The sequence below is a fragment of the Microvirga sp. TS319 genome (assembly GCF_041276405.1).
GTDB lineage: Bacteria > Pseudomonadota > Alphaproteobacteria > Rhizobiales > Beijerinckiaceae > Microvirga.
The window spans coordinates 1,637,319-1,657,017 of record NZ_JBGGGT010000001.1; the positions used below are offsets into that span (position 1 = coordinate 1,637,319).

21 protein-coding genes and 1 pseudogene are annotated in these 19,699 nt (G+C 64.1%); 7 read left to right on the forward strand and 15 right to left on the reverse strand.

Annotation, left to right across the window (positions count from 1 at the left end; genetic code table 11):
- Nucleotide 1: 1 nt before the first annotated feature.
- The 10 genes from AB8841_RS07485 to AB8841_RS07530 all read right to left on the reverse strand — a co-directional run bounded on the left by AB8841_RS07485 (nt 2) and on the right by AB8841_RS07530 (nt 9,805).
- Entirely contained in the window at nt 2–1,558 is a 1,557-nt protein-coding gene (locus AB8841_RS07485) for a formate dehydrogenase beta subunit (protein ID WP_370435160.1), read from the reverse strand.
- Complete coding sequence (locus AB8841_RS07490) at nt 1,555–2,031, reverse strand: formate dehydrogenase subunit gamma (RefSeq protein WP_370435161.1); 477 nt, start codon at nt 2,029–2,031, stop codon at nt 1,555–1,557. Before AB8841_RS07490 ends, AB8841_RS07485 begins: the two co-directional genes overlap by 4 nt.
- Nucleotides 2,032–2,471: 440 nt before the next feature.
- Nucleotides 2,472–3,044, reverse strand: coding sequence for an S-(hydroxymethyl)glutathione synthase (gene gfa / locus AB8841_RS07495; protein ID WP_370435568.1), 573 nt, complete (start codon nt 3,042–3,044; stop codon nt 2,472–2,474).
- 150 nt (nt 3,045–3,194) lie between these two features.
- Nucleotides 3,195–4,037: an S-formylglutathione hydrolase gene (gene fghA / locus AB8841_RS07500; RefSeq protein ID WP_370435162.1), complete on the reverse strand. Its 843-nt coding sequence runs from the start codon at nt 4,035–4,037 to the stop codon at nt 3,195–3,197.
- Nucleotides 4,038–4,053: 16 nt separating this feature from the next.
- On the reverse strand, nt 4,054–5,166 hold the full coding sequence (locus AB8841_RS07505) for an S-(hydroxymethyl)glutathione dehydrogenase/class III alcohol dehydrogenase (protein WP_370435163.1): 1,113 nt from the start codon (nt 5,164–5,166) through the stop codon (nt 4,054–4,056).
- A 101-nt stretch (nt 5,167–5,267) separates the two neighbouring features.
- A complete protein-coding gene (locus AB8841_RS07510; protein ID WP_370435164.1) occupies nt 5,268–5,762 on the reverse strand; it encodes a hypothetical protein in 495 nt (164 codons plus the stop codon).
- 113 nt (nt 5,763–5,875) lie between these two features.
- Nucleotides 5,876–6,724 (reverse strand): ABC transporter permease, encoded by an 849-nt coding sequence (locus AB8841_RS07515; RefSeq protein ID WP_370435165.1) that lies wholly within the window; start codon nt 6,722–6,724, stop codon nt 5,876–5,878.
- Entirely contained in the window at nt 6,721–7,506 is a 786-nt protein-coding gene (locus tag AB8841_RS07520) for an ABC transporter ATP-binding protein (RefSeq protein WP_370435166.1), read from the reverse strand. Before AB8841_RS07520 ends, AB8841_RS07515 begins: the two co-directional genes overlap by 4 nt.
- Before the next feature lie 12 nt (nt 7,507–7,518).
- Nucleotides 7,519–8,508, reverse strand: coding sequence for a YVTN family beta-propeller repeat protein (locus AB8841_RS07525; RefSeq protein WP_370435167.1), 990 nt, complete (start codon nt 8,506–8,508; stop codon nt 7,519–7,521).
- Nucleotides 8,509–8,533: 25 nt separating this feature from the next.
- Nucleotides 8,534–9,805 (reverse strand): ABC transporter substrate-binding protein, encoded by a 1,272-nt coding sequence (locus AB8841_RS07530; RefSeq protein ID WP_370435168.1) that lies wholly within the window; start codon nt 9,803–9,805, stop codon nt 8,534–8,536.
- Between the two features lie 193 nt (nt 9,806–9,998).
- On the opposite strand from AB8841_RS07530, the gene AB8841_RS07535 reads away from it, so the two are divergent.
- The 7 genes and pseudogenes from AB8841_RS07535 to AB8841_RS07565 all read left to right on the forward strand — a co-directional run bounded on the left by AB8841_RS07535 (nt 9,999) and on the right by AB8841_RS07565 (nt 14,786).
- On the forward strand, nt 9,999–10,205 hold the full coding sequence (locus AB8841_RS07535) for a hypothetical protein (protein WP_370435169.1): 207 nt from the start codon (nt 9,999–10,001) through the stop codon (nt 10,203–10,205).
- 202 nt (nt 10,206–10,407) lie between these two features.
- Nucleotides 10,408–10,515 (forward strand): pyrroloquinoline quinone precursor peptide PqqA, encoded by a 108-nt coding sequence (pqqA, locus tag AB8841_RS07540; RefSeq protein ID WP_370435170.1) that lies wholly within the window; start codon nt 10,408–10,410, stop codon nt 10,513–10,515.
- Nucleotides 10,516–10,541: 26 nt separating this feature from the next.
- On the forward strand, nt 10,542–11,441 hold the full coding sequence (pqqB, locus tag AB8841_RS07545; protein WP_370435171.1) for a pyrroloquinoline quinone biosynthesis protein PqqB: 900 nt from the start codon (nt 10,542–10,544) through the stop codon (nt 11,439–11,441).
- Nucleotides 11,438–12,498: pseudogene (gene pqqC, locus AB8841_RS07550) on the forward strand (pyrroloquinoline-quinone synthase PqqC); the annotation flags it as partial. The gene pqqB and the pseudogene pqqC, both read left to right, overlap by 4 nt.
- A gap of 140 nt (nt 12,499–12,638) precedes the next feature.
- A complete protein-coding gene (gene pqqE / locus AB8841_RS07555; RefSeq protein WP_370435172.1) occupies nt 12,639–13,781 on the forward strand; it encodes a pyrroloquinoline quinone biosynthesis protein PqqE in 1,143 nt (380 codons plus the stop codon).
- Nucleotides 13,769–14,437 (forward strand): hypothetical protein, encoded by a 669-nt coding sequence (locus AB8841_RS07560; protein ID WP_370435173.1) that lies wholly within the window; start codon nt 13,769–13,771, stop codon nt 14,435–14,437. The genes pqqE and AB8841_RS07560 overlap by 13 nt, the downstream gene beginning before the upstream one ends.
- Nucleotides 14,418–14,786: a hypothetical protein gene (locus tag AB8841_RS07565; RefSeq protein WP_370435174.1), complete on the forward strand. Its 369-nt coding sequence runs from the start codon at nt 14,418–14,420 to the stop codon at nt 14,784–14,786. Before AB8841_RS07560 ends, AB8841_RS07565 begins: the two co-directional genes overlap by 20 nt.
- Before the next feature lie 9 nt (nt 14,787–14,795).
- Here the strand turns inward: AB8841_RS07565 and AB8841_RS07570 are convergent, their stop codons facing one another.
- The 5 genes from AB8841_RS07570 to xoxF5 all read right to left on the reverse strand — a co-directional run bounded on the left by AB8841_RS07570 (nt 14,796) and on the right by xoxF5 (nt 19,687).
- Nucleotides 14,796–15,587 carry a quinoprotein dehydrogenase-associated SoxYZ-like carrier gene (locus tag AB8841_RS07570; RefSeq protein WP_370435175.1) on the reverse strand — a complete coding sequence of 264 codons (792 nt, stop codon included), beginning with the start codon at nt 15,585–15,587 and terminating at the stop codon, nt 14,796–14,798.
- A gap of 186 nt (nt 15,588–15,773) precedes the next feature.
- The gene (locus AB8841_RS07575; protein WP_370435176.1) at nt 15,774–16,334 is read right to left on the reverse strand and encodes a PQQ-dependent catabolism-associated CXXCW motif protein; all 561 of its coding nucleotides are present in this window, start codon (nt 16,332–16,334) and stop codon (nt 15,774–15,776) included.
- The gene (locus tag AB8841_RS07580) at nt 16,331–17,176 is read right to left on the reverse strand and encodes a substrate-binding domain-containing protein (protein WP_370435569.1); all 846 of its coding nucleotides are present in this window, start codon (nt 17,174–17,176) and stop codon (nt 16,331–16,333) included. Before AB8841_RS07580 ends, AB8841_RS07575 begins: the two co-directional genes overlap by 4 nt.
- A gap of 67 nt (nt 17,177–17,243) precedes the next feature.
- Complete coding sequence (locus AB8841_RS07585; RefSeq protein WP_370435177.1) at nt 17,244–17,759, reverse strand: c-type cytochrome, methanol metabolism-related; 516 nt, start codon at nt 17,757–17,759, stop codon at nt 17,244–17,246.
- Between the two features lie 125 nt (nt 17,760–17,884).
- Nucleotides 17,885–19,687 carry a lanthanide-dependent methanol dehydrogenase XoxF5 gene (xoxF5, locus tag AB8841_RS07590; RefSeq protein ID WP_370435178.1) on the reverse strand — a complete coding sequence of 601 codons (1,803 nt, stop codon included), beginning with the start codon at nt 19,685–19,687 and terminating at the stop codon, nt 17,885–17,887.
- Nucleotides 19,688–19,699: the final 12 nt, after the last annotated feature.

Here is a 19,699-nt window from a genome sequence, read left to right on the forward strand (position 1 = left end):
CTTACTCTGCCGCCGCGGGAACCCGCGGCGCTTTGTCGAAATCCTCGGGAAAATGCCTCAGCGCGCTCATCACCGGCAACGGGGTGAGCCCACCCATCGCACAGAGCGAGGCATCGGTCATGAGAGTGCAGAGGTCCTCGAGCACTTGGAAATTCTTCTCCAGCTCGCTCCCGGCGATGATCCGGTCCATCACCTCGACGCCCCGCACGGCACCGATACGGCAGGGCGTGCACTTGCCGCAGCTCTCGGCCGCGCAGAACGCGAAGGCGAAGCGCGCCTGCCGGGCGAGGTCCACGCTGTCGTCGAACACCACGATGCCGCCGTGACCGAGCATCCCCTTCTCGGACGCGAGCGCCTCGTAATCCAGGGGAAGATCCAGCATCGCGGCCGGGAAATAGGCTCCAAGGGGCCCACCGATCTGGACCGCCTTCACGGGCCGCCCAGACGCCGTTCCGCCGCCGAAATCCTCGATGATCTCCCGCAGGGTCGCTCCGAAGGCGAGCTCGATCAGGCCGCCACGCTTGACGTTGCCGGCCAGCTGAACCGGCAGCGTGCCCCGCGAGCGGCCCATGCCGCAATCGGCATAGGCCTGCGCCCCGTGCGCCAGGATCCACGGCACCGTGCCCAAGGATAAGACGTTGTTGACGACGGTCGGCTTGCCGAACAGCCCGTGCAGGGCCGGCAGCGGCGGCTTGGCCCGCACCATGCCGCGCTTGCCTTCCAGGCTTTCGAGCAAGGATGTCTCCTCGCCGCAGATATAGGCCCCTGCTCCCAGCCGCGTCTCGATTGTGAAGGCGCGGCCCGATCCCAGCACGGATGCCCCCAGATAGCCGGCCTTCGCAGCAACCTCGATCGCCTTCGAGAGGGTCCGGTAGGCATGCGGATATTCGGAGCGGATATAGACGAACCCCTTGGTGGCTCCGACCGCCAGCCCGGCGATCGTCATGCCCTCGATCAGGGCGAAGGGATCGCCCTCCATCAGCATGCGGTCGGCGAAGGTGCCGCTGTCGCCCTCGTCGGCATTGCAGACGATGTACTTCTGATCCGCTTCGGCGTGGAGAACCGTGCCCCACTTGATGCCGGTCGGGAACCCCGCGCCGCCGCGTCCCCGCAGACCGGACAGCTGGACCTCATCCACGATGGCCTGCGCCTCCCGAGAGAGGGCGCGCTCGAGACCGGCATAGCCGCCGTGGCTCCGGTAATCCTCGAGCGACAAGGGATCGACGAGGCCGCAGCGGGCGAAGGTCAGGCGGGTCTGACGGGCCAGATAGGGCTGATCCTCCAGGAGGCCGAGGCGGAGCGGGTGATCCTTTCCGTCGAGGAAGCCGGCCTCGAACAACGCCACGATATCGGCAGGCTTGAGCGGCCCGTAGGCGATCCGGCCCTCGGCCGTCTCGACCTCCACCAGTGGCTCGAGCCAGAACAATCCTCGCGAGCCGGTCGAGACGATTTCCAGTGCTATTCCACGACGGGATGCCTCCTCCACCAGGAGGGCGGCGATCCGGCGGGAACCGAGGGCAAGGGATGCGGCATCGGCTGAAATGAACACCCTGGTCATAGCCCCCTCGCCTCCCGGGCGACCGCGTCGAGCGTCCCGGGGTCGAGGCGCCCGATCGGCTCGCCGTCGTAAAGGGCGGACGGGGCGCAGGCGCACAGGCCCAGGCAATAGACCCCCTCGACCGTCAGGCTGCCGTCCGGCGTCGTCTCGCCCCAACCGATGCCGAGCGTCGCGAGGAATTCCTGTGCGACAACGGCGCCATTCATCGACTGACACGCCTCGGCCCGGCAGAGCTTGAGAACATGCTTCCCGGCGGGCGCGTCCCGGAAATCATGGTAGAAGGTGACGGTTCCATGGATCTCGGCGCGCGACAGGTTGAGGGCCGAAGCTATCATTGGCACCGCCTCCTCCGGGACATAGCCAAACTCATCCTGTAAGGCACGAAGGATCGGCAGCGTCGGTCCGTCCAGAGAAGCCTGTGCCCTGATGATCTCGCTCAACCGCGTCAGATCGCTCTCGACAAGCTTGGGCATTTACCTACCTGGGTTCTTGATATTTTGGCCAGAGTGCGCGCCTCGGGCGGGATATGCAATCGAGATTGTTGACCCATGCATCACGATTCACAGAGCCTCAAAGCCTGCACCGAAGCTGAGTTCCTGAGACGATGAGGAACGAGACTGGGATCCGCAGATCGCCCTTGCGAGCGCGGCCCGCCGGGTCAGCACGATGCGCTGGAGCATCGAGCGCAAAAGTGGGCACCGGTTTTGCGCGAAAAGATGCTCGAAAACATCAACTGACAGCATCGGATGTGGGTTCGACGTCACGTCCGATGCTGTAGCCCTCCCCTCGCCCGAGCGCCAAGGCTCCGTAACGCAGCGGCAGCCTCCCTTGAGGCTCCGTCCGACGGCAAGCCCATTCCCGATGTTCCGGGCGCTGCGGATCGGCCGAGTCGCAGCGCCCGGAAGGCGCGCGCCTATGCGGCAGCGGCCTGCTTGGATTTGGCCGTATGGGATGCGATCAGATCCATCAGCTCCGGCGAAAGACAATCGTAGGGCTCGAGGCCGAGCTCTCTCAGGCGCGCCCGCACTTGCGGCATCTGGGCCGGATCGGCGCCGGACTCGATGACCGATGACACGAACGCCGCGAATCCCGGCGCTGCCCACCCTTTTTCGGGCGAGAGTTCCGTGTGGATGAAGTCGAGTCCGTAGAAGGGATGGTTGGGGTTTTCGATCCGGCCGAACATGTGGACGCCGCAAACCTTGCATGCGTGCCGCTGAATCGTGGCAGTCGGATCCACGACCTGAAGCTTGTCCGCGTTCGCCGTAACGGTCACGTTTTCGCGCGGCACGACCGCAACCATAGCGAACAACGCGCCATTCGGCTTCCAGCACTTGGTACAGCCGCACATGTGGTTGTGAGCGCTGTTGCCCTTGATCTCGACGACGACTGGATCGTCGGCGCACTTGCACTTAAGCGTGCCGCCGGCAAAGCTGGGATCGCCGGGGGTTACGCCATTATCGACGGCAGGATGAATCGAGAGAGACACTGTCATTGAACTCTCCTTCGTGCAGCGGAAGTCTGGTCCACAGACCGGCACAGCTTATCACAGGGAGCGTCCACGCTGCAGACGAAAAAAGAGATCAAGACAAATGCCGCAGGCGCTGCACTTGCGGCACCCGCACGCTTTCGGGCTGGTTTAGCCGAGGCGCTCGGCGTGCCAGCGCAGGTGATCCTCGATGAAGCTCGCGATGAAGAAATAGGAATGGTCGTACCCCTCCTGCCGGCGCAGGGTGAGCGGCTGGCCCGCCCGGGCGCAGGCCGCCTCCAGAAGCTGCGGCTTCAGCTGGCTCTCGAGGAAGCTGTCGGCCGTCCCCTGATCGACCAGGAGATCGGGCACGCGGGCACCGCGCTCGATCAGCGCGCAGGCATCATAGTCGCGCCAGGCGGCGCGGTCGGAGCCGAGATAGTGCGACAGGGCCTTCTCGCCCCACGGGCAGTTCATCGGCGCGGCGATCGGCGCGAAGGCCGAGACCGCCTGGAAGCGCCCGGGATTGCGCAGGGCGATGGTGAGCGCCCCGTGGCCGCCCATGGAATGCCCCATGATGCCCTGGCGGTTCATGTCGGCGGGCAGGCTGTCCGCCACCAGGGACGGCAGCTCGCGTTCGAGATAGGAGCGCATGCGGTAGTTCTGCGCCCAGGGCTCCTGCACGGCGTCGACGTAAAAGCCGGCGCCGAGGCCGAAATCGTAGGCGCCCTCGGGGTCGTCCGGCACACCTTCGCCGCGCGGGCTGGTGTCCGGCGCGACGAGCAGGAGGCCGAGCTCCGAGGCCATGCGCTGCGCGCCCGCCTTGACGGTGAAATTCTCTTCCGTGCAGGTCAGGCCCGACAGGAACCACACCACCGGCACCTGGCCCGTTTCGGCCTGCGGCGGCACGAAGGCGGCAAGCCGCATCGGCGTGCCGGTCGCCTGCGAGACGTGCCGGTAGACGAACTGCGTGCCCCCGAAGGAGCGCGATTGCGAGACGGTCTCGAAGCTCACCTCATCGCCTCCTTGATCAATACACGATCACGGAGCGGATCGACTTGCCCTCGTGCATGAGGTCGAAGGCGGTGTTGATCTCCTCGAGCGGCATCTGATGGGTGATCAGGTCGTCGATGTTGATCTTGCCCTCCATGTACCAGTCGACGATCTTGGGCACGTCCGTGCGCCCGCGCGCGCCGCCAAACGCGGTGCCCTTCCAGACCCGCCCGGTCACCAGCTGGAACGGCCGCGTGGCGATCTCCTTGCCGGCCTCCGCCACGCCGATGATGATGCTCTCGCCCCAGCCGCGATGGCAGCATTCGAGCGCCTGGCGCATCACGTCGGTGTTGCCGGTGGCGTCGAACGAGAAGTCGGCGCCGCCGCCGGTCAGGTCGACGATCGCCTGCACCACCTTGTCGGGGCCGATCTCCTGCGGGTTGACGAAGTCGGTCATGCCGAACTTTTCCGCCATCGCGCGCTTGCCCGGGTTGAGGTCGACCCCGATGATCTTGTCGGCCCCGACCATGCGCGCGCCCTGGATCACGTTGAGGCCGATGCCGCCCAGGCCGAACACCACCACGTTGGCGCCCGGCCACACCTTGGCGGTGTAGAGCACCGCCCCGATCCCGGTGGTCACCCCGCAGCCGATATAGCAGATCTTGTCGAAGGGCGCGTCCTCGCGCACCTTGGCGAGCGCGATCTCGGGCAGCACGGTGAAGTTGGCAAAGGTCGAGCAGCCCATGTAGTGGAACACGGTCTCGCCGTCGCAGCGGAAGCGGCTCGTGCCGTCGGGCATGACGCCCTGGCCCTGCGTGGCCCGGATCGCGGTGCACAGGTTGGTGCGGCGCGACAGGCAGGATTTGCAGTTGCGGCATTCGGGCGTGTAGAGCGGGATGACATGGTCGCCGGGCTTGAGCGTGGTCACGCCGGGGCCGACCTCGCGCACGATGCCGGCGCCCTCATGGCCGAGGATGGCCGGGAACTTGCCCTCGGAATCGAGGCCCGAGAGGGTGTAGGCGTCGGTGTGGCACACGCCCGTGGCCATCACCTCGACCAGCACCTCGCCGGCTTTCGGCCCCTCCAGCCGGATCGTCTCAATCGTCAGAGGCTTGCCAGCCTCCCACGCCACTGCAGCTCGCATGTCCATTGCATTCCTCCCTTGGTTCTGCCCGCAGCGCTCCCGTGAGGCCGTCGGACCTTCGAGAATAATCGGCCGAGTCCGAAGTTGCTCCTCCTTGGCAGGTCCGGCTAAAGATGGGCCTGGATGCTCCGTGCGATCTCAAGGAGCCGCTGCTCCAGGAGAACCGGCGTTTCACAGACGGAGCTGAGCGCCTGAGATCTCTCCTCGAAAATCCGCTTGTCCCATTGGAAGCGGATTTCGATGTCCTGAATCTCCTTCACGGGTTCGGCGCCGGGCTCGTCCTTTGCGGCGGTGATCTCGTCGGCCTCCGCGCGAATTCTCTCGGCAAGCTGCTCCTGACCGCGGGCATAGCGCTCGATACCGGCGATGACGCGAGACCGTTCCGTGTTGACGATCTCGAGAGCGCCCGCGAACACACGGGTGAGGCGCTCCGCCTTCCGCTCGCCGGTCTGCTCCGCGAATGCCTCGACCAAGGCGTCGATCTCGTCCGTCCGCGTGCGGCGCGAAGCCAGACGCTGGGCCAGCGCTGCCGCTTCCGGGTCCCCCTGCCAGGATCCGGCCTCCTCAAGGTCTGGCCCCGACCACACCGTGCTGGCCGCCACCACCGGCACCTTCTGCTGGACACAAGGCCACGCGGAATCCGAAGGAGACTGTGCCCACGCGGCAGGACAAAGTCCCGCACTCACGATTGCCACGCCACACCATGAGAAACGCCTCATGCCAACTCTCCCGGGGGCCCGCCGCGACGGGTCATGACACCGCGCGCAGGATCATACGCCACAACGGCGAGCAGAAAGAAGATGATTGTCGCGGAGGCAACAACGAGCAGCGCGACCGGCTCGAAGGAGCCATAGAGTGCGTGGCGGACCAACTCGACCGCATGCGTGAACGGGTTCACCCGGCAGATCAGGTAGAGCGCCTCGCTGGATTCCCGGATGCGCCAAAGCGGATAGAGGGCGGAGGACGCAAAGAACATCGGAAAGATCACGAAGTTCATCACGCTGGCGAAGTTCTCGAGCTGACGGACGAGCGACGACAGGAACAGGCCGATCGCGCCGAGCATCAGCCCTGACAGCACAAAGGCCGGAAGCGCAGTCAGATAGCCGATCGGCGGGATCTCGACCTCCCAGAAATGGGCGATCGCGAGAAAGACATAGACCTGAGCGAGAGACACCAGAACGCTCGCGGCAAGCTTGGCCAGCAGGAGAGACCAGCGCGGAAACGGGCTGGTGAGAAGAACCCGCATCGAGCCGACTTCGCGGTCGTAAACCATGGACAGCGACGACTGCATGCCGTTGAAGAGCTGGATCATGACCGCGAGACCAGGGACGACATACACCTCATAGAGGACATAGGTCTCGTATGGAGGCATGATCGAGACCCCGAGGATACTGCGAAACCCCGCGGCGAAGATGAAGAGCCAGACGAGCGGCCGGACCAGGGCTGAGAGAAAGCGCCCTCGCTGATTGAGGAAGCGCAGGAACTCCCGCCGCGCAATGCCCCCGAAGCAGGTGATGTAGCCGGCGGGACCGAGCCTGCCGCCGCCGACCGTCATATCGCTCATGCGTTCTCCTTGATCCGTCTGTCGCTCGTCAGCCTGCGGAACGTGGCGGTGAGGTCGCCTTGCTGCGCGATCGTCCGGACAGGTCCGCTCGCGATCACCCGGCCCTCGTGGAGCATCACGAGATCGTCGTCGGAGTCGACTTCGTCGAGCAGATGAGTGGCCCACAGAGCCGACAGGCCATCCTCGCGCACGAGCCCCCGGATATCGGCAACGATGTCGGATCGCGACGCCACGTCGAGCCCGACCGTCGGCTCGTCGAGCAGCAGGAGGCGCGGCCGATGGACGAGGGCGCGGGCGATCTCGGCCCGGCGGGCCTGACCGCCCGACAGGTTCCGCACCTTGTCGTCCATTCGCTCGGCAAGACCGACCCGCTTGAGAAGCATGACGCAACGTTCCTGCGTCTGATGCCTGGTGATTCCGTGGAGCGATGCGTGATAGACGAGGTTCTGGAGGATCGTGAGGTCGGGATCGAGAGTTCGGGTCTGAAACACGATGCCCAGACTGGCAAGCGCCCGTGACGGATCCTGATGAATGTCGCAGCCGAAGACCCGCACGGTTCCGGTGCGGCTGTGATAGAGCCGCGTGACGATCGCGAAAAGCGTCGTCTTGCCGGCTCCGTTGGGACCAAGGAGCGCCACGACACGGCCTTGCGGGACATGCAGGGAGACGTCCCGGAGGACCTGCCGTTTCCCGAACCAGTGGCTCACGTTCTCGACACTCAGAGCAGCGACCCGATGATGGGGCGTCTGATCCGGTCCGGCATTTCCCGCGATTGCGTCCATCGCACGCGCTCCTTACTCCGGCGTCACGGCCACGCCCCAGGGGGCCCGTCCGACGCCGATGCTCTTGACGACCCTGAGCTTCTCGACGTCGATCACCGAAACATCGTTGGAGACGCCGTTCGTCGCGAAGAGGAGCTTGTCGTCGGGCGTGAAGGCAAGTTGCCACACGCGCTGGCCGACAAGCAGATACTTCTCGACCTCGAGGGTGTCCGTGTTCACCACAGCCACCCGGTTGGCCGGACCGAGCGCCACGAAGGCCCTGCTGCCATCCCGGGTCAGTCTCACGCCGACCGGCTGGATGGCTTCCTTCGGGAGGCCCGGAATCCTGAAACCGATCTTCTTGACGATCTTGCGCGTCTCCGCATTGATGACGCTGACCGTGCCCCCCAGTTCGGATGAGACCCACAGCATCTTGCCGTCCGCCGAGAACTCGGCGAAGCGCGGCCTTGCGTCGACGAGCACATTGTCGAGGACCTTATAGGATTGCGTGTCGATGAAGTGAGCCATGTTGGTCGTTTCAGAGGTGTTCACGAGCACCTTGCCGTCGGGGCTGACGCCCATTCCTTCCGGCTCGACCCCCACGGGAACCTCTTTCACGACGATGTTTTTTTCGATGTCCAGGACCGTCACCTGGTTGTCGTCCTCATTGGCGATGTAGAGCGGATTTCCGGCCGGATGCAGGGCGAAGAGTTCGGGGTCCGCTCCCGATTTCAGGGAGCGCAGGATCTTGAAGGACTTGGTGTCCATGACGTCGATCCTGTTGTCGTCGCTGGCGCAGATCAGGAGGTTCTTCCCATCCTTTGTGATGAGGATTCCGCGCGGGCGGCGCCCGACCTTCACCGTGGAGACGACCCGAAGCCCCTCCGAGTCGATCACCGTGACCGTGTTGTCCTTTTCGTTGGAGACGAACACCGTATAGGCACGAGCCGTGCAAGGAACGAACCCGATGAGGATCAGGATGCAAGCCGCATAGACGCTGGACAACTCGAACCTGCAGGTCATGGGTCTATTCCCTATCACGGCATCGTCACATCCGGCATTCGCTCTCGGGCTCGTCGATCCCCAAGGTATCGAGGGGCGTTCGCTGATGAAGAAAGCCGTTTTCCGGAGCGACCGACACGAGGAATCTCGGCTGCACGACAAGAATCGGCTGGCGGAGCTGGTGATCCCATGACCGGAAGCTTACGGACACTCCCTTGTAGGCAGGCAATCCGAACTGGGGATCCAGTATCATCCTGCCGATATCCGCCGGGTCCGCCCCGGCACCCTGCGTGATCGCCTCGCCGACGGCCCGAACGGCCATCCAGGTTTGATAGTCCAGCGGTCGCATGGGACGGTTCGCCATCCGTCGGAAGCGGTTTTGCGCCTGCGCGGCCCCCCACGCCTCGAGCGTCGGATGCCACGTGGTTGCCGTCAGCCCTTGCGTTCCGGCAACGATCAGCGGCTGCCAGGTTCGGTACGGCAGATAATCGCCGAAATCACCCGCCTCGTCCGCCACCACGAGAACCTGATAGTCGACGTCACGCGTGAAGACGAGCGCCTCCGCCGTGGTCGGCGCATCGGCCTTTGCACGGGCAAGGGGTCCGAACTCCCAGGGCCGTTCGGCCACGACTGACAGTCCGAGCTTTCGAGCCGATCGCTTCATCGCATCCGCGTAGAGCCGGTCGCCTGCTTGGGGGCCTGTGACCAAGAACACCCTCGACCAGCGCCGGAAGGCGAGAAACTGCGCCAGGGCATCCGTCAGCATTGCCCGGCTCGGAGCGACGTGCAGCACGTTCTTGCGACAATCGGAACCGCGCAGCCGGTCATCGGTCGCCCCGACATTGAACACCAGGGCCGACTGATCCTTCAAAGCATCGGCCACCGCCAGAAGCTCGGAGGCCGGCAGATTGACGATCAGGACACGAATGCCCTCCTCGACAAGCGTCCGGGCCTTGGCAACCGGATCTTCGTTTTCGGCAAGCCAAGCTTCGACGAGGCTGTAGTGTTGACCCGTGAATGCCCCGGTCGTGTTGTTGTCCCGGACCGCTAGGCTGCCCCCGGCGAGGCCCTCGTCCTCAGGAGTCGGATCGATCTCGTAGGAAGGGGGTGCGGGAGGCTGGTAGGCCAGATAGGCCATCCTCACATCGACGGTCTCGGCGGCCTCGGGCGAACCGGCCCAAAGAAGGACCAGCGCAGCTGCGAGCCGGCAAAACCAATGCAGCAGCTTGAGCGGACGATCCTGAAAAGTCGTATGTTCGAGCACAGCCGCGGCGCCCTTCTCCGAGTGCTGTACAATATTCGATCCGCGGTCGAACATCCATGGGCTCTTTGGGGGCTTCGACGGCGGATGGAGACCGGCCACCCATGCTCATACGGTAGCGTTCTGCCGGGCATGCGCATGACACATATTTTCGCGGCGCAGCTCGCCCTTTACGGCCGATCACGCGTTGTTTCGCGAACGGCTCATCCAAGGGGAGCGGAAGAGTCTTGAAGAGTCTTGGAGACAGTCGATGCTGGTGTTGATGACCATTTGCCTCCTGAGCGCCCCCCAGAGTTGTCGCGAGGAGCGGCTGACCTTCTCATACGAGGACGCGAGCTACATGGGCTGCCTTGTCCATGCACAATCAACGCTCGCGGAATGGCAGCAAAGCCATCCTGCCTGGCGGATCAACCGTTGGCGTTGCGTGCCGCGCAATGCGGTTGATGTTCCGATCTGACCGTTCCAGCGTTGCGACGGATGGCAGTCCAAGCCGGGTGCCGAGGCAGTCATGTCGCAGCCCCCGCCGGGGGGAATTCTGCTTGCTTCGGCTCGCGGATTTCAGCATAGTTGGTTAGGATCTTGGCGCAAAACCGCCAAGTCGACGCCCGCGGCTCTCCTGACGAAGGACCGCGTGGCGAGCTGCGGAGGAAACAATGAGCATGAAGTGGTCAAAACCTTCTGTTCTCGAGTACTGCGTCGGCATGGAAGTGACCAGCTACGAGTCGGCCGACATCGATCCGACAAGCGAGATCGACCCTTTCAGATAATCTGACCGTCGCGCAGGCAGTCAGAGGTGCAGGCCATCGTTCTCGGGTCTGCAGCAGGAGGCGGTGTCCCGCAATGGAATTGCCGCTGTCCGGTCTGTCGATTGGCGTGGAGCGGAGATCCAAGGGTCCGGTCCCGGACGCAGTCGAGCCTCGCGGTGTCGGCTGACGGTGAGGGTTGGCTTGTGCTGAACGCATCGCCGGACATCCGGATGCAGATCGCCCAGACGACTGATCTGCACCCGCGGGCAGGGTCGCGGCACTCTCCGATTCAGGCCGTCCTCTTGACGAGCGCCGAGATCGATCATGTGGCTGGATTGCTGACGCTCAGGGAGCGACAGACTTTCGCTTTGTTCGCCACCCGGAAGACCCTCGATACCTTGGCGCTCAACCCGATCTTCGACGCACTCGCGCCGGAGCTCGTCGTGCGTCGCCCTGTACGTCTCGGGCAGCCCTTCGAGCCGGTACCCGGATTGTCCGCGACGGTCTTTGCCGTTCCAGGCAAAACCCCGTTGTGGCGCGAGAGCCCTGATCAGGCCGACGAGGACGATCCCGATGCCACGATCGGGGTCATCCTCGAGGCGGCCGGCAAGCGGATCGCCTTCGTGCCGGGCTGCGCACGGGTCGATCGCGATGTGCTCGCTCGGATCGCGGGAGTGGATGCGCTGTTCTTCGACGGGACCGTTCTCCATGATGACGACCTCGTCCGGGCGGGCGTAAGCGACAAGACCGGCCGCCGGATGGGGCACAGCCCCATGCTGGGCGAGGACGGTTCGATCGCGGGGCTGGCCGCCATCCAGGTGCCGCAACGGATCTTCGTTCATATCAACAACACCAATCCCGTGCTTGTCGAAGGCTCCGACGAACGCCGCCTCGTCGAGCGGAGCGGATGGATCGTGGCGCATGATGGTCTGAGGATCCTCCCATGACGGATGGCTTGTCCGTATCTCAGGAATCGGTTCCGACAGACGGCCGCCTGCTCTCAGCCTCGGAGCTCGAGGAGGAATTGCGGACCCTCGGCGCACGGCGTTATCACAACCTCCACCCGTTTCATCGTCTTCTGCATGGCGGACGACTGAATTGCGATCAGGTGCGGGCCTGGGCCTTGAACCGCTACTGCTACCAAGCGATGATCCCGATCAAGGATGCCAGCCTCATGGCCCGGGCCGAGGATCGTACGCTGAGGCGAGCCTGGCTCCAGAGGATCGTCGATCACGACGGAGAGAAGGAAGGCGAAGGCGGCATCGAACGTTGGCTGCGTCTCACCGACGGGCTCGATCTGCCGCGAGCCTACGTCATGTCGATGCAGGGGGCCCTTCCGGCCACGCGCTTCGCCGTCGAGGCCTATGTTCATTTTGTACGAGAACGCACGCTCCTCGAGGCGGTCGCGTCATCGCTGACGGAGCTGTTCAGTCCCACCATCATCTCCGAACGCGTCTCCGGAATGCTGGCCGGGTACAGCTTCATATCGCGCGAAACGCTCAGCTATTTCGAAAAACGGATGTCGCAGGCTCCGCGGGATGCGGACTTCGCCCTGGACTACGTGAAGCGGAATGCCGTGACGCGCGCCCAGCAGCAGGCGGTGATCGACGCGCTGTCGTTCAAATGCGACGTGCTCTGGGCTCAGCTGGATGCTCTCTATTTCAGCTATGTCGAACCGGGTCTCGTGCCTCCCGGAGCGTGGAAGCCGAATGCGGAGACGCCATGATGGCCAGCGGATTGAGTACAGGCAGCGTCCTCTGCCTTCCACGGGGCGTCAGGGTGCATCATGACAGGATCCGGAACACGCACGTTCTCCTCGCCCCCGAGCGGGCCTTCGATCTCGACGCCATCGCCCTGGAGGTGCTCAAGCTCGTCGACGGCCGGAGAAGTATCCGCGAGATCGCCGGCGATCTCGCGGCCCGGTTCGATGAGGACCCTGCCGTGATCGAGGCGGATGTGATCGAAATGCTGAACGGCCTCTTGAACCGGCGCATACTAGCGCATCGTGCGGAAAAGTGGCCCCGGTTCTCCGCTCCGAACGATGCGCCATTGAAGGAGTGGAGCATCGGATTGGACCCCAAAAGCGGGTCCACTTTTGGATCCGATGCTCTAGGGACCACAAACCCGGAAACGGATCAGAAGCCATGAGTGATGCTCCGAACGACGCCCCTCCCCCGATCGGACTTCTCGCCGAACTCACCCACCGCTGCCCGCTGCATTGTCCCTATTGCTCCAATCCGGTTGAACTCGAACGTCGCTCGGCGGAGCTCGATACCGCGACTTGGTGCAGAATCCTCAGCGAAGCCGCGGAACTCGGCGTGCTCCATGTGCATCTGTCGGGAGGGGAACCAACGGCACGGGCCGACATCGCGGAGATCACAGCCCATTGCACGCACGCCGGCCTCTATACCAACCTGATCACCTCCGGCGTCGGTCCCGCCCGGGAAAAGCTCCGCGGGCTCGCCGAGGCCGGGCTCGACCATGTGCAGCTCTCCGTTCAGGCGGCTGACGCTGTGGATGCCGATGAGGTTGCTCACCTGAAGGGTGCGCACGAGCAGAAGATCGCGTTCGCCAGACACGTGATCGAGCTCGACCTGCCGCTGACGATCAACGCCGTCATCCACCGGAGCAATATCGACGACGTGTCCGGGGTTATCGATCTCGCAGTCGAGCTTGGCGCGAAGCGCGTCGAGATCGCCCACACCCAGTATTACGGCTGGGCCTACGTGAACCGGGCCGCCCTCATGCCGACCCGGGCCTCGGTCGATCGCACGATCGCCCTCGTGGAAGCGGCGCGGGAGCGCCTGCAGGGGTGCTTGGTCATCGACCACGTGCTGCCCGATTACTATGCCACTTTTCCAAAGGCCTGCGCCGGCGGGTGGGGGCGGCGCCTCATGAATGTCACGCCGACCGGGAAGGTGCTGCCGTGCCATGCGGCGGAATCGATCCCGGACCTGGCGTTCTGGACCGTGCACGAGCACTCTCTCGGAGAAATCTGGACGCGGTCTCCCGCCTTCAATGCGTTCCGCGGCACGAGTTGGATGCGGGAACCGTGCCGAAGCTGCGAACGGCGCGAGCGGGACTGGGGCGGCTGCCGCTGCCAAGCTCTGGCTCTGACCGGCGATGCTGCGGCCACCGATCCGGCCTGCCATCTCTCGCCTCACCATGCATCGATCCGCCATCTCGCCGCGGCCGAGTCGTCGGCCGTCTCCGCCACACCGGTCTATCGGGGCTTCGGCGCCTCGGCCGGCCGGCAGCCTGTCGAGGAGACTGCATGCGGAGTCTAATCTTTGTCATCGGGCTTCTAGCCTGGACGGCCGCCGCACCGGCTCCGGCTCAGGAAGCACCCGCCGCGTCCGATCTCCTCTTCGAGACGCAGGACTGGCGGTCCGTTTCCTCGGACACCGCCCTGCTCTACCGGTACGAGCGCGTCAGCAGCCTGCCCTCCGAGCGGGTGCGCGGGTTTTCGGACACGATCCGGCTCCTCGTCGGCCCGGGATCGACCGCCGAGTCCCGCAACGTGCAGGTCGAGATGTTTTCCGGCGGCCAGCGGCGGCCGGCCGGGCCATTCGACGATGTTTCAGGCAATCCCGTCCTCGTCCTGTTCCTCGAGCAGCACCTCCAGACCCTTGTTGCGGCGATCGGGGCCAATCCGCGCTATTTCAGAAACGCCATCCGGACCGGCCTGCGAGACGGCGCCTCGGTCACCCCGCTCACGACCGCCTACCGGGACGGGCAGGTGCCGGCCTGGAGAATCGCGATGCGGCCATTCCTTCAAGATCCTCATCACTCCCAGATGATGGGCCTCGACACCCTTACCTATTCGTTCGTGGTATCCGACCATGTGCCGGGAAAGATCGTCTCGATCGATGTCAGGGCGGATGACACGAACGGCCACCCCCTTCTTCTGGAGACCCTCAGCTATGATCCGGACGGTCCTTGAGACGAGCGTACGGGTGGGCGCCGTTCTCGCCCTGCTCATCGGAGCGGGCCAGGCGGCCGAGGGCGAACCCGCCAACGACTATCCCACCAATGCCCGGGCCGATTACGTATTCGGCTGCATGGCGGCGAACGGGCGGTCGCGCGACATGCTCGAACGATGCTCCTGCTCCGTCGACGTATTGGCCTCGATCATCCCGTATGACCGCTATGTCCAGGCGGAGACGATCCTGTCCATGAGACAGGGAGTTGGACAGCAGCTCTCGCTGTTCCGCAATGCCAAAATGTTCGACGACATCGTGGCCGATCTCCGCCGCGCTCAAGCGGAGGCCGAAATCCGCTGCTTCCGCTGAGGCGGACCTTTACGAGCCGGACGCCGGGAAGGTCTGCGTGAAGACGCGGCCCTCGTTGTCCCTCGCCTCCGCCGTCACCGGCTCACCCGTGCTGCCGTAGCTGAACCGGAAAGTCGGATCCTCGCTGATGGAGATGCCGCCCTCCAGCCTGAAGAGCGTCTTTTCGCCTTGCCGAAGGTCGAGGTGCTCGATGAACCAGGCGGGCGTGTACAGGCGGGTGACCTGGTCCATCTGCAGGCCCGAATAATTGGGGTGCCGCACCTGGATCTGCGCATCGCCCCGATCGGCGAAGACCCTGAATCTCATGTCCCCGAGGTGAGCCTTTGCTTCCGCCGGGTCCTTGACGGCCGGCGCCGAGCACCCTCCCGCGGCCTTGACATAGGCCTTCGCCATGTAGAGGCGCCCATCGTCCATGGTCGCGATGGCCCGAACGAACGAGTAGGAGTCGATCCGCACCCGGGTTGCCAGATCGAAGACGGATTGGCCTTCCCCAAGCTGGAAAACGCCCGCGACCGGAGCCGGATTTTCATCCACGACGAGCGTGATCCGGATCACCCTGCCCTTTTCGTCATCGGGGAGCCTCACATGCATCTCGATCGGCACGATGGCGGCATCCTCGGCACGCACCGGCGCAACGAGGCTCAACCGTCCGGCTCCATCCTCGGGAACGCTCCCGCCGATGATGGCGGATCGGATCTCGGACCAGGTCTTCTCGTCATCCGCGAAGGACGGGCATGTGAACAGCAGGAGAGCGGCGACACCGGCCCACAGCGATGCGACGACACGCAGATTCAGGGTCATGAACAGCCTCCCGATGAAGGACAATGTTCGAACGCGGTTGCGAGATCAGACGGATGTGGCTCCTGCGCCAACCCTCCGATGCTCCACTCCCTCAATGGCGCATCGTTCGGAGCGGACCCGAAGGACCACGTTCGTAAGAACCGGGGCCACTTTCGCGAGTGCGGCCCGCCGGGTCCGCACGATGCGCTAGGGACCCTTCTCAGCCTTCTCCAAAGGCAGGCCCGCGGCCTTCCAACCATCGGTTCCTTCAGGATACCAGTAAACGGCAGAATAGCGATAGCTGAGAGCACGCTTGGCTGCATTCCAGGACATCCAGCAATCCCTCTGACAGAAGAAGACGAGCACGTGCGAAGAAGCGCCATGGGAAGCAACGGCCAAGCCGTTGCGGAAATAAGCTTCGGTTTCCGGGGCGATCTCGCCGAAGCCGACATTGGGCAACCACATGGCCCCCGGAATGCTCTCGTGCGACGGAGGATGCCAGAGAATGCGGTGCGGGAGATTGGCGGGCCGTTCCGGCTGCGGGAGAACGTCGATGAAGGCAGCACCACCTTTGCGCCACAACGCCTCGGCTTCCCCGGTGTCGATCACCGTTGCTCCCTCGAGGGTCGCGGGTGTCGCGGCCCTGTAGTCCTTGAGCCGGTAGCCTTCTGGCTCCTGCGGAGCCTGGCCATAGGTGCACGGCACCGCGAGGATCCAGGCGAGAACGCCAAGGCCGAAAGTCCATGCGGTCCCGTGCGGATGCCTCATGGCTTGACATCCTCCGACGCCGGGGCCTCGATGAGGTGGCCGTCATCGTCGAGGAGAGGCACTCCATACGCGCGGAGAACACGGTCGATGTCGGATTGGCGGTTGTGAAGCGCGGTATTGAGAGTTCGTTTCCATTCGATCTCGTTCGGCCGCATCCCGAGCGTGATGCGATACGCCAGAGGCGGACGCTCGGCCTCGTGGATCAGAGGCACCATGGTAAGCGTGCCCTCATGTCGCATCGCGCCGTAGCCCGCGACAGGTCCCCAGAGGATTGCGACATCGAGACGGTCTGCCAGCAGGTCCGCGATCATGTCGTCTCCGGGCGACTCGAAGCGCCGGTCGACCAGCAGCGAATAGGGCTTCATGCTCGCCCCGAGACCAAGGGCTTCGAGATGATCGACCGATGGTGTCGCGGCGATGACGCCGATCCGTTTCGAGCGGAGCCGCGGGTCGGAGAGTTGCTTGAGATCGGCGAGGTCCCCCCGTGTCTTCACGAGGGCCGTATAGACCGAACGGTAATAGGGATTCGAATGCTGAACGATGTCCGTACCGGCGGCATACCCGATGACGACGTCGCAGAGCTTCAAGCCTAGCGTATTGCGGACGAACCCTGGACCTTGCGGCAGCCAGTAATATCGCAGCGGGACCTTCAGTTCGTCGGCCAGAATAGCCGCAATCCGGTTCTCGAACCCCTGCCCCGCGCGGTTCGCGAACGGCATGTTGGCCGGGTCCGCGCAGACGCGCAGAACCTCCGGCGTGACGAGATCGGGAAGGTGCTGCGCGCGAGCGGGATGGGATGGGCCGACTCCGATGACGCAAGTCGCGAGCCCGACGCCGAGCATTCGCCCCAGCTTCCTCCAGAGACGTTCCGGCCGGGGGCCGCGCCGCGGGTGACGGCGGCGCGCCCTCTCATCCGCCGAGACACGACGTCTCGGCATCTTTCGCAGCCTGTGGCTTGTCATCCCTCTTCTCCGGCCGTCCGCGACCGAGAGCCCCATCGGCACGGGCCCGAAGATAGACATAGATGTCGTCCAAGTAGCAGACGACGTTCGGGTTCGTGCCGAAAGCCGGCATGACGTTGGTGTTGCCGTTCCTGAGATTCTGACGGCCCTGGATGACGACCTCCGTGAACTGCTGGTAGGTCATCGTCTTCAGGGATTCCGCCAAAGCCGGGGCATAGGTCGATCCGGCGCCATCGGGACCGTGGCAGGTATGGCAATCCGAGTGATAGCGACGGAAGCCGGAATAAGTGTACCAATCAACCGTTCCGTCCGGCTTGATGCGGTAGGTCGGGTTGCCCTCGGCATCGAAAAACTTCCCGTTTTCCTCGCGGGCGGGAGCGGTCGGATCGGCCCGCGGCACGGCCGGGGCGAACAGCAGCACAAGCGCCCCGGCACCGATGACGCCCCTTGCCGCCGGGCGCATAAGCGATCGAAACCTTTTCCCTGACACAAACCCTCTCCTTGCATGGGGGGATCGGGACGACAATCGGAACGGGCGCAGATCACTGCGCCAGTTCCGGTGTTTGATGATGGAGGCCGATCGCTCGCCTATTGCGGCAGGGCGAAGACGGTCAGCTGACCGCCGAGCGCCGTGTAGTCGCTCAGACCCGCATAGCCGCCGACGGCACCGAGGCCAGCATGGGGGTCGGTCAAACCGGCCGCCAAGCCGATTCCGGCCCAGCCGCCGACGCCAGACAGCACTGCCACGTACTGTTTTCCTCCATGCGTGTATGTCATCACATTGCCGATGATGCCCGACGGGGTCTTGAACTTGTAGAGCTCCTTGCCGGTTTTGGCGTCGACGGCCTTCAGATACCCTTCGAGGGTTCCGTAGAACACGACGTCGCCTGCGGTCGCGAGAGGACCCGACCACACGGAGAACGTTTCGGGCAGCGACCAGACGATCTTGCCCTCGCGGGCGTCCCACGCGATGAAGTTGCCCATGCCACCATGGCTGTTCGGAGCAGGGTACATCGACAGCGTCGCGCCGACATAAGGCTGACCCGGCGTGTAGCTGACCTTATACGGCTCGTAGTCCATACAGACGTGGTTGGTGGGGACGTAGAACAGGTTGGTCCGTGGAGAGTAGCTCGACGGCTGCTGATCCTTGGTGCCTAGAGCGGCGGGGCAAACTCCCTTCGTGTTAACGTCTTCGCCGTTCTGCTCGGTCGAGTACTGCGCTACGACGAGCGGACGGCCATAGGTCTTGCTGTTCTTGTCCATGTCGACCTTTGTGGCCCAGTTTACTGCCGGATCGAACTTCTGGGCCACGAGCAACTCGCCGGTGATCCGATCGAGCGTGTAGCCGAAGCCGTTCCGATCGAAATGGACAAGCGTCTGACGTCGCTGACCGCCGATATCCTGGTCGGTCAGGATCATTTCGTTCACGCCGTCGTAGTCCCACTCGTCGTGCGGTGTCATCTGGTAGACCCACTTCGCCATTCCCGTATCGACATCACGGGCGAAGATGGTCATCGACCACTTGTTGTCGCCGGGCCGCTGCTTCGGGTTCCAGGTGGAGGGGTTTCCCGAGCCGTAGTAGAAGGCGTTTTGCTGCGGGTCATAAGCGAACCAGCCCCAGGTACAACCGCCGCCGGTCTTCCACTGGTCACCCTGCCACGTCTTGAGACTCGAATCCTTGCCGACGGGCTTGCCCAGTTCCGTCGTCTTGTCGGGATCGATCAGCATCTCGCTGTCAGGTCCCATGGAGTAGGCACGCCAGACCTGCTTGCCCGTCTTCATGTCGTACGCGGTTACATGGCAGCGCGCACCGAACTCACCGCCCGAGATGCCGACGATGATCTTGTCCTTCACCGGCAGCACGGTTGCCGTGTTGGTTTCGCCCTTCTTGGGATCACCGTTCACGGCCGTCCAGACAGGCTTTCCGGTCTTGGCGTCAAGCGCCACGACGGTGGTGTCGGCCTGATGGAGGAAAACCTTGCCGTCGGCATAAGCCAATCCGCGGTTGACCGTATCGCAGCACATGACCGGGATGACGTTCGGGTCCTGACGGGGTTCGTACTTCCAAAGAATCTTGCCGTCGTTGTTGAGATCGAGCGCGAAGACCGTATTGGGGAACGGCGCGTGCACATACATGACGTCGCCCACGACGAGGGGCGAGCCCTCGTGACCACGCAGGACACCGGTCGAGAACGTCCAGGCGACCTGAAGTTTGTTCACGTTGGTCGCGTTGATCTGATCGAGCTTGGAGTACCGGGTGTTGGCGTAGTCACCTGTTTGAATGACCCACTGGTTCGGGTCTTGAATCAGCTTCTGAACCTCTTCGTTCGCACTGGCCGGAACGCTGCCGGCTAACAAGGCAAACGCAGACACTAGGCGCAACGCTTTCATGTTGTCTCCTCC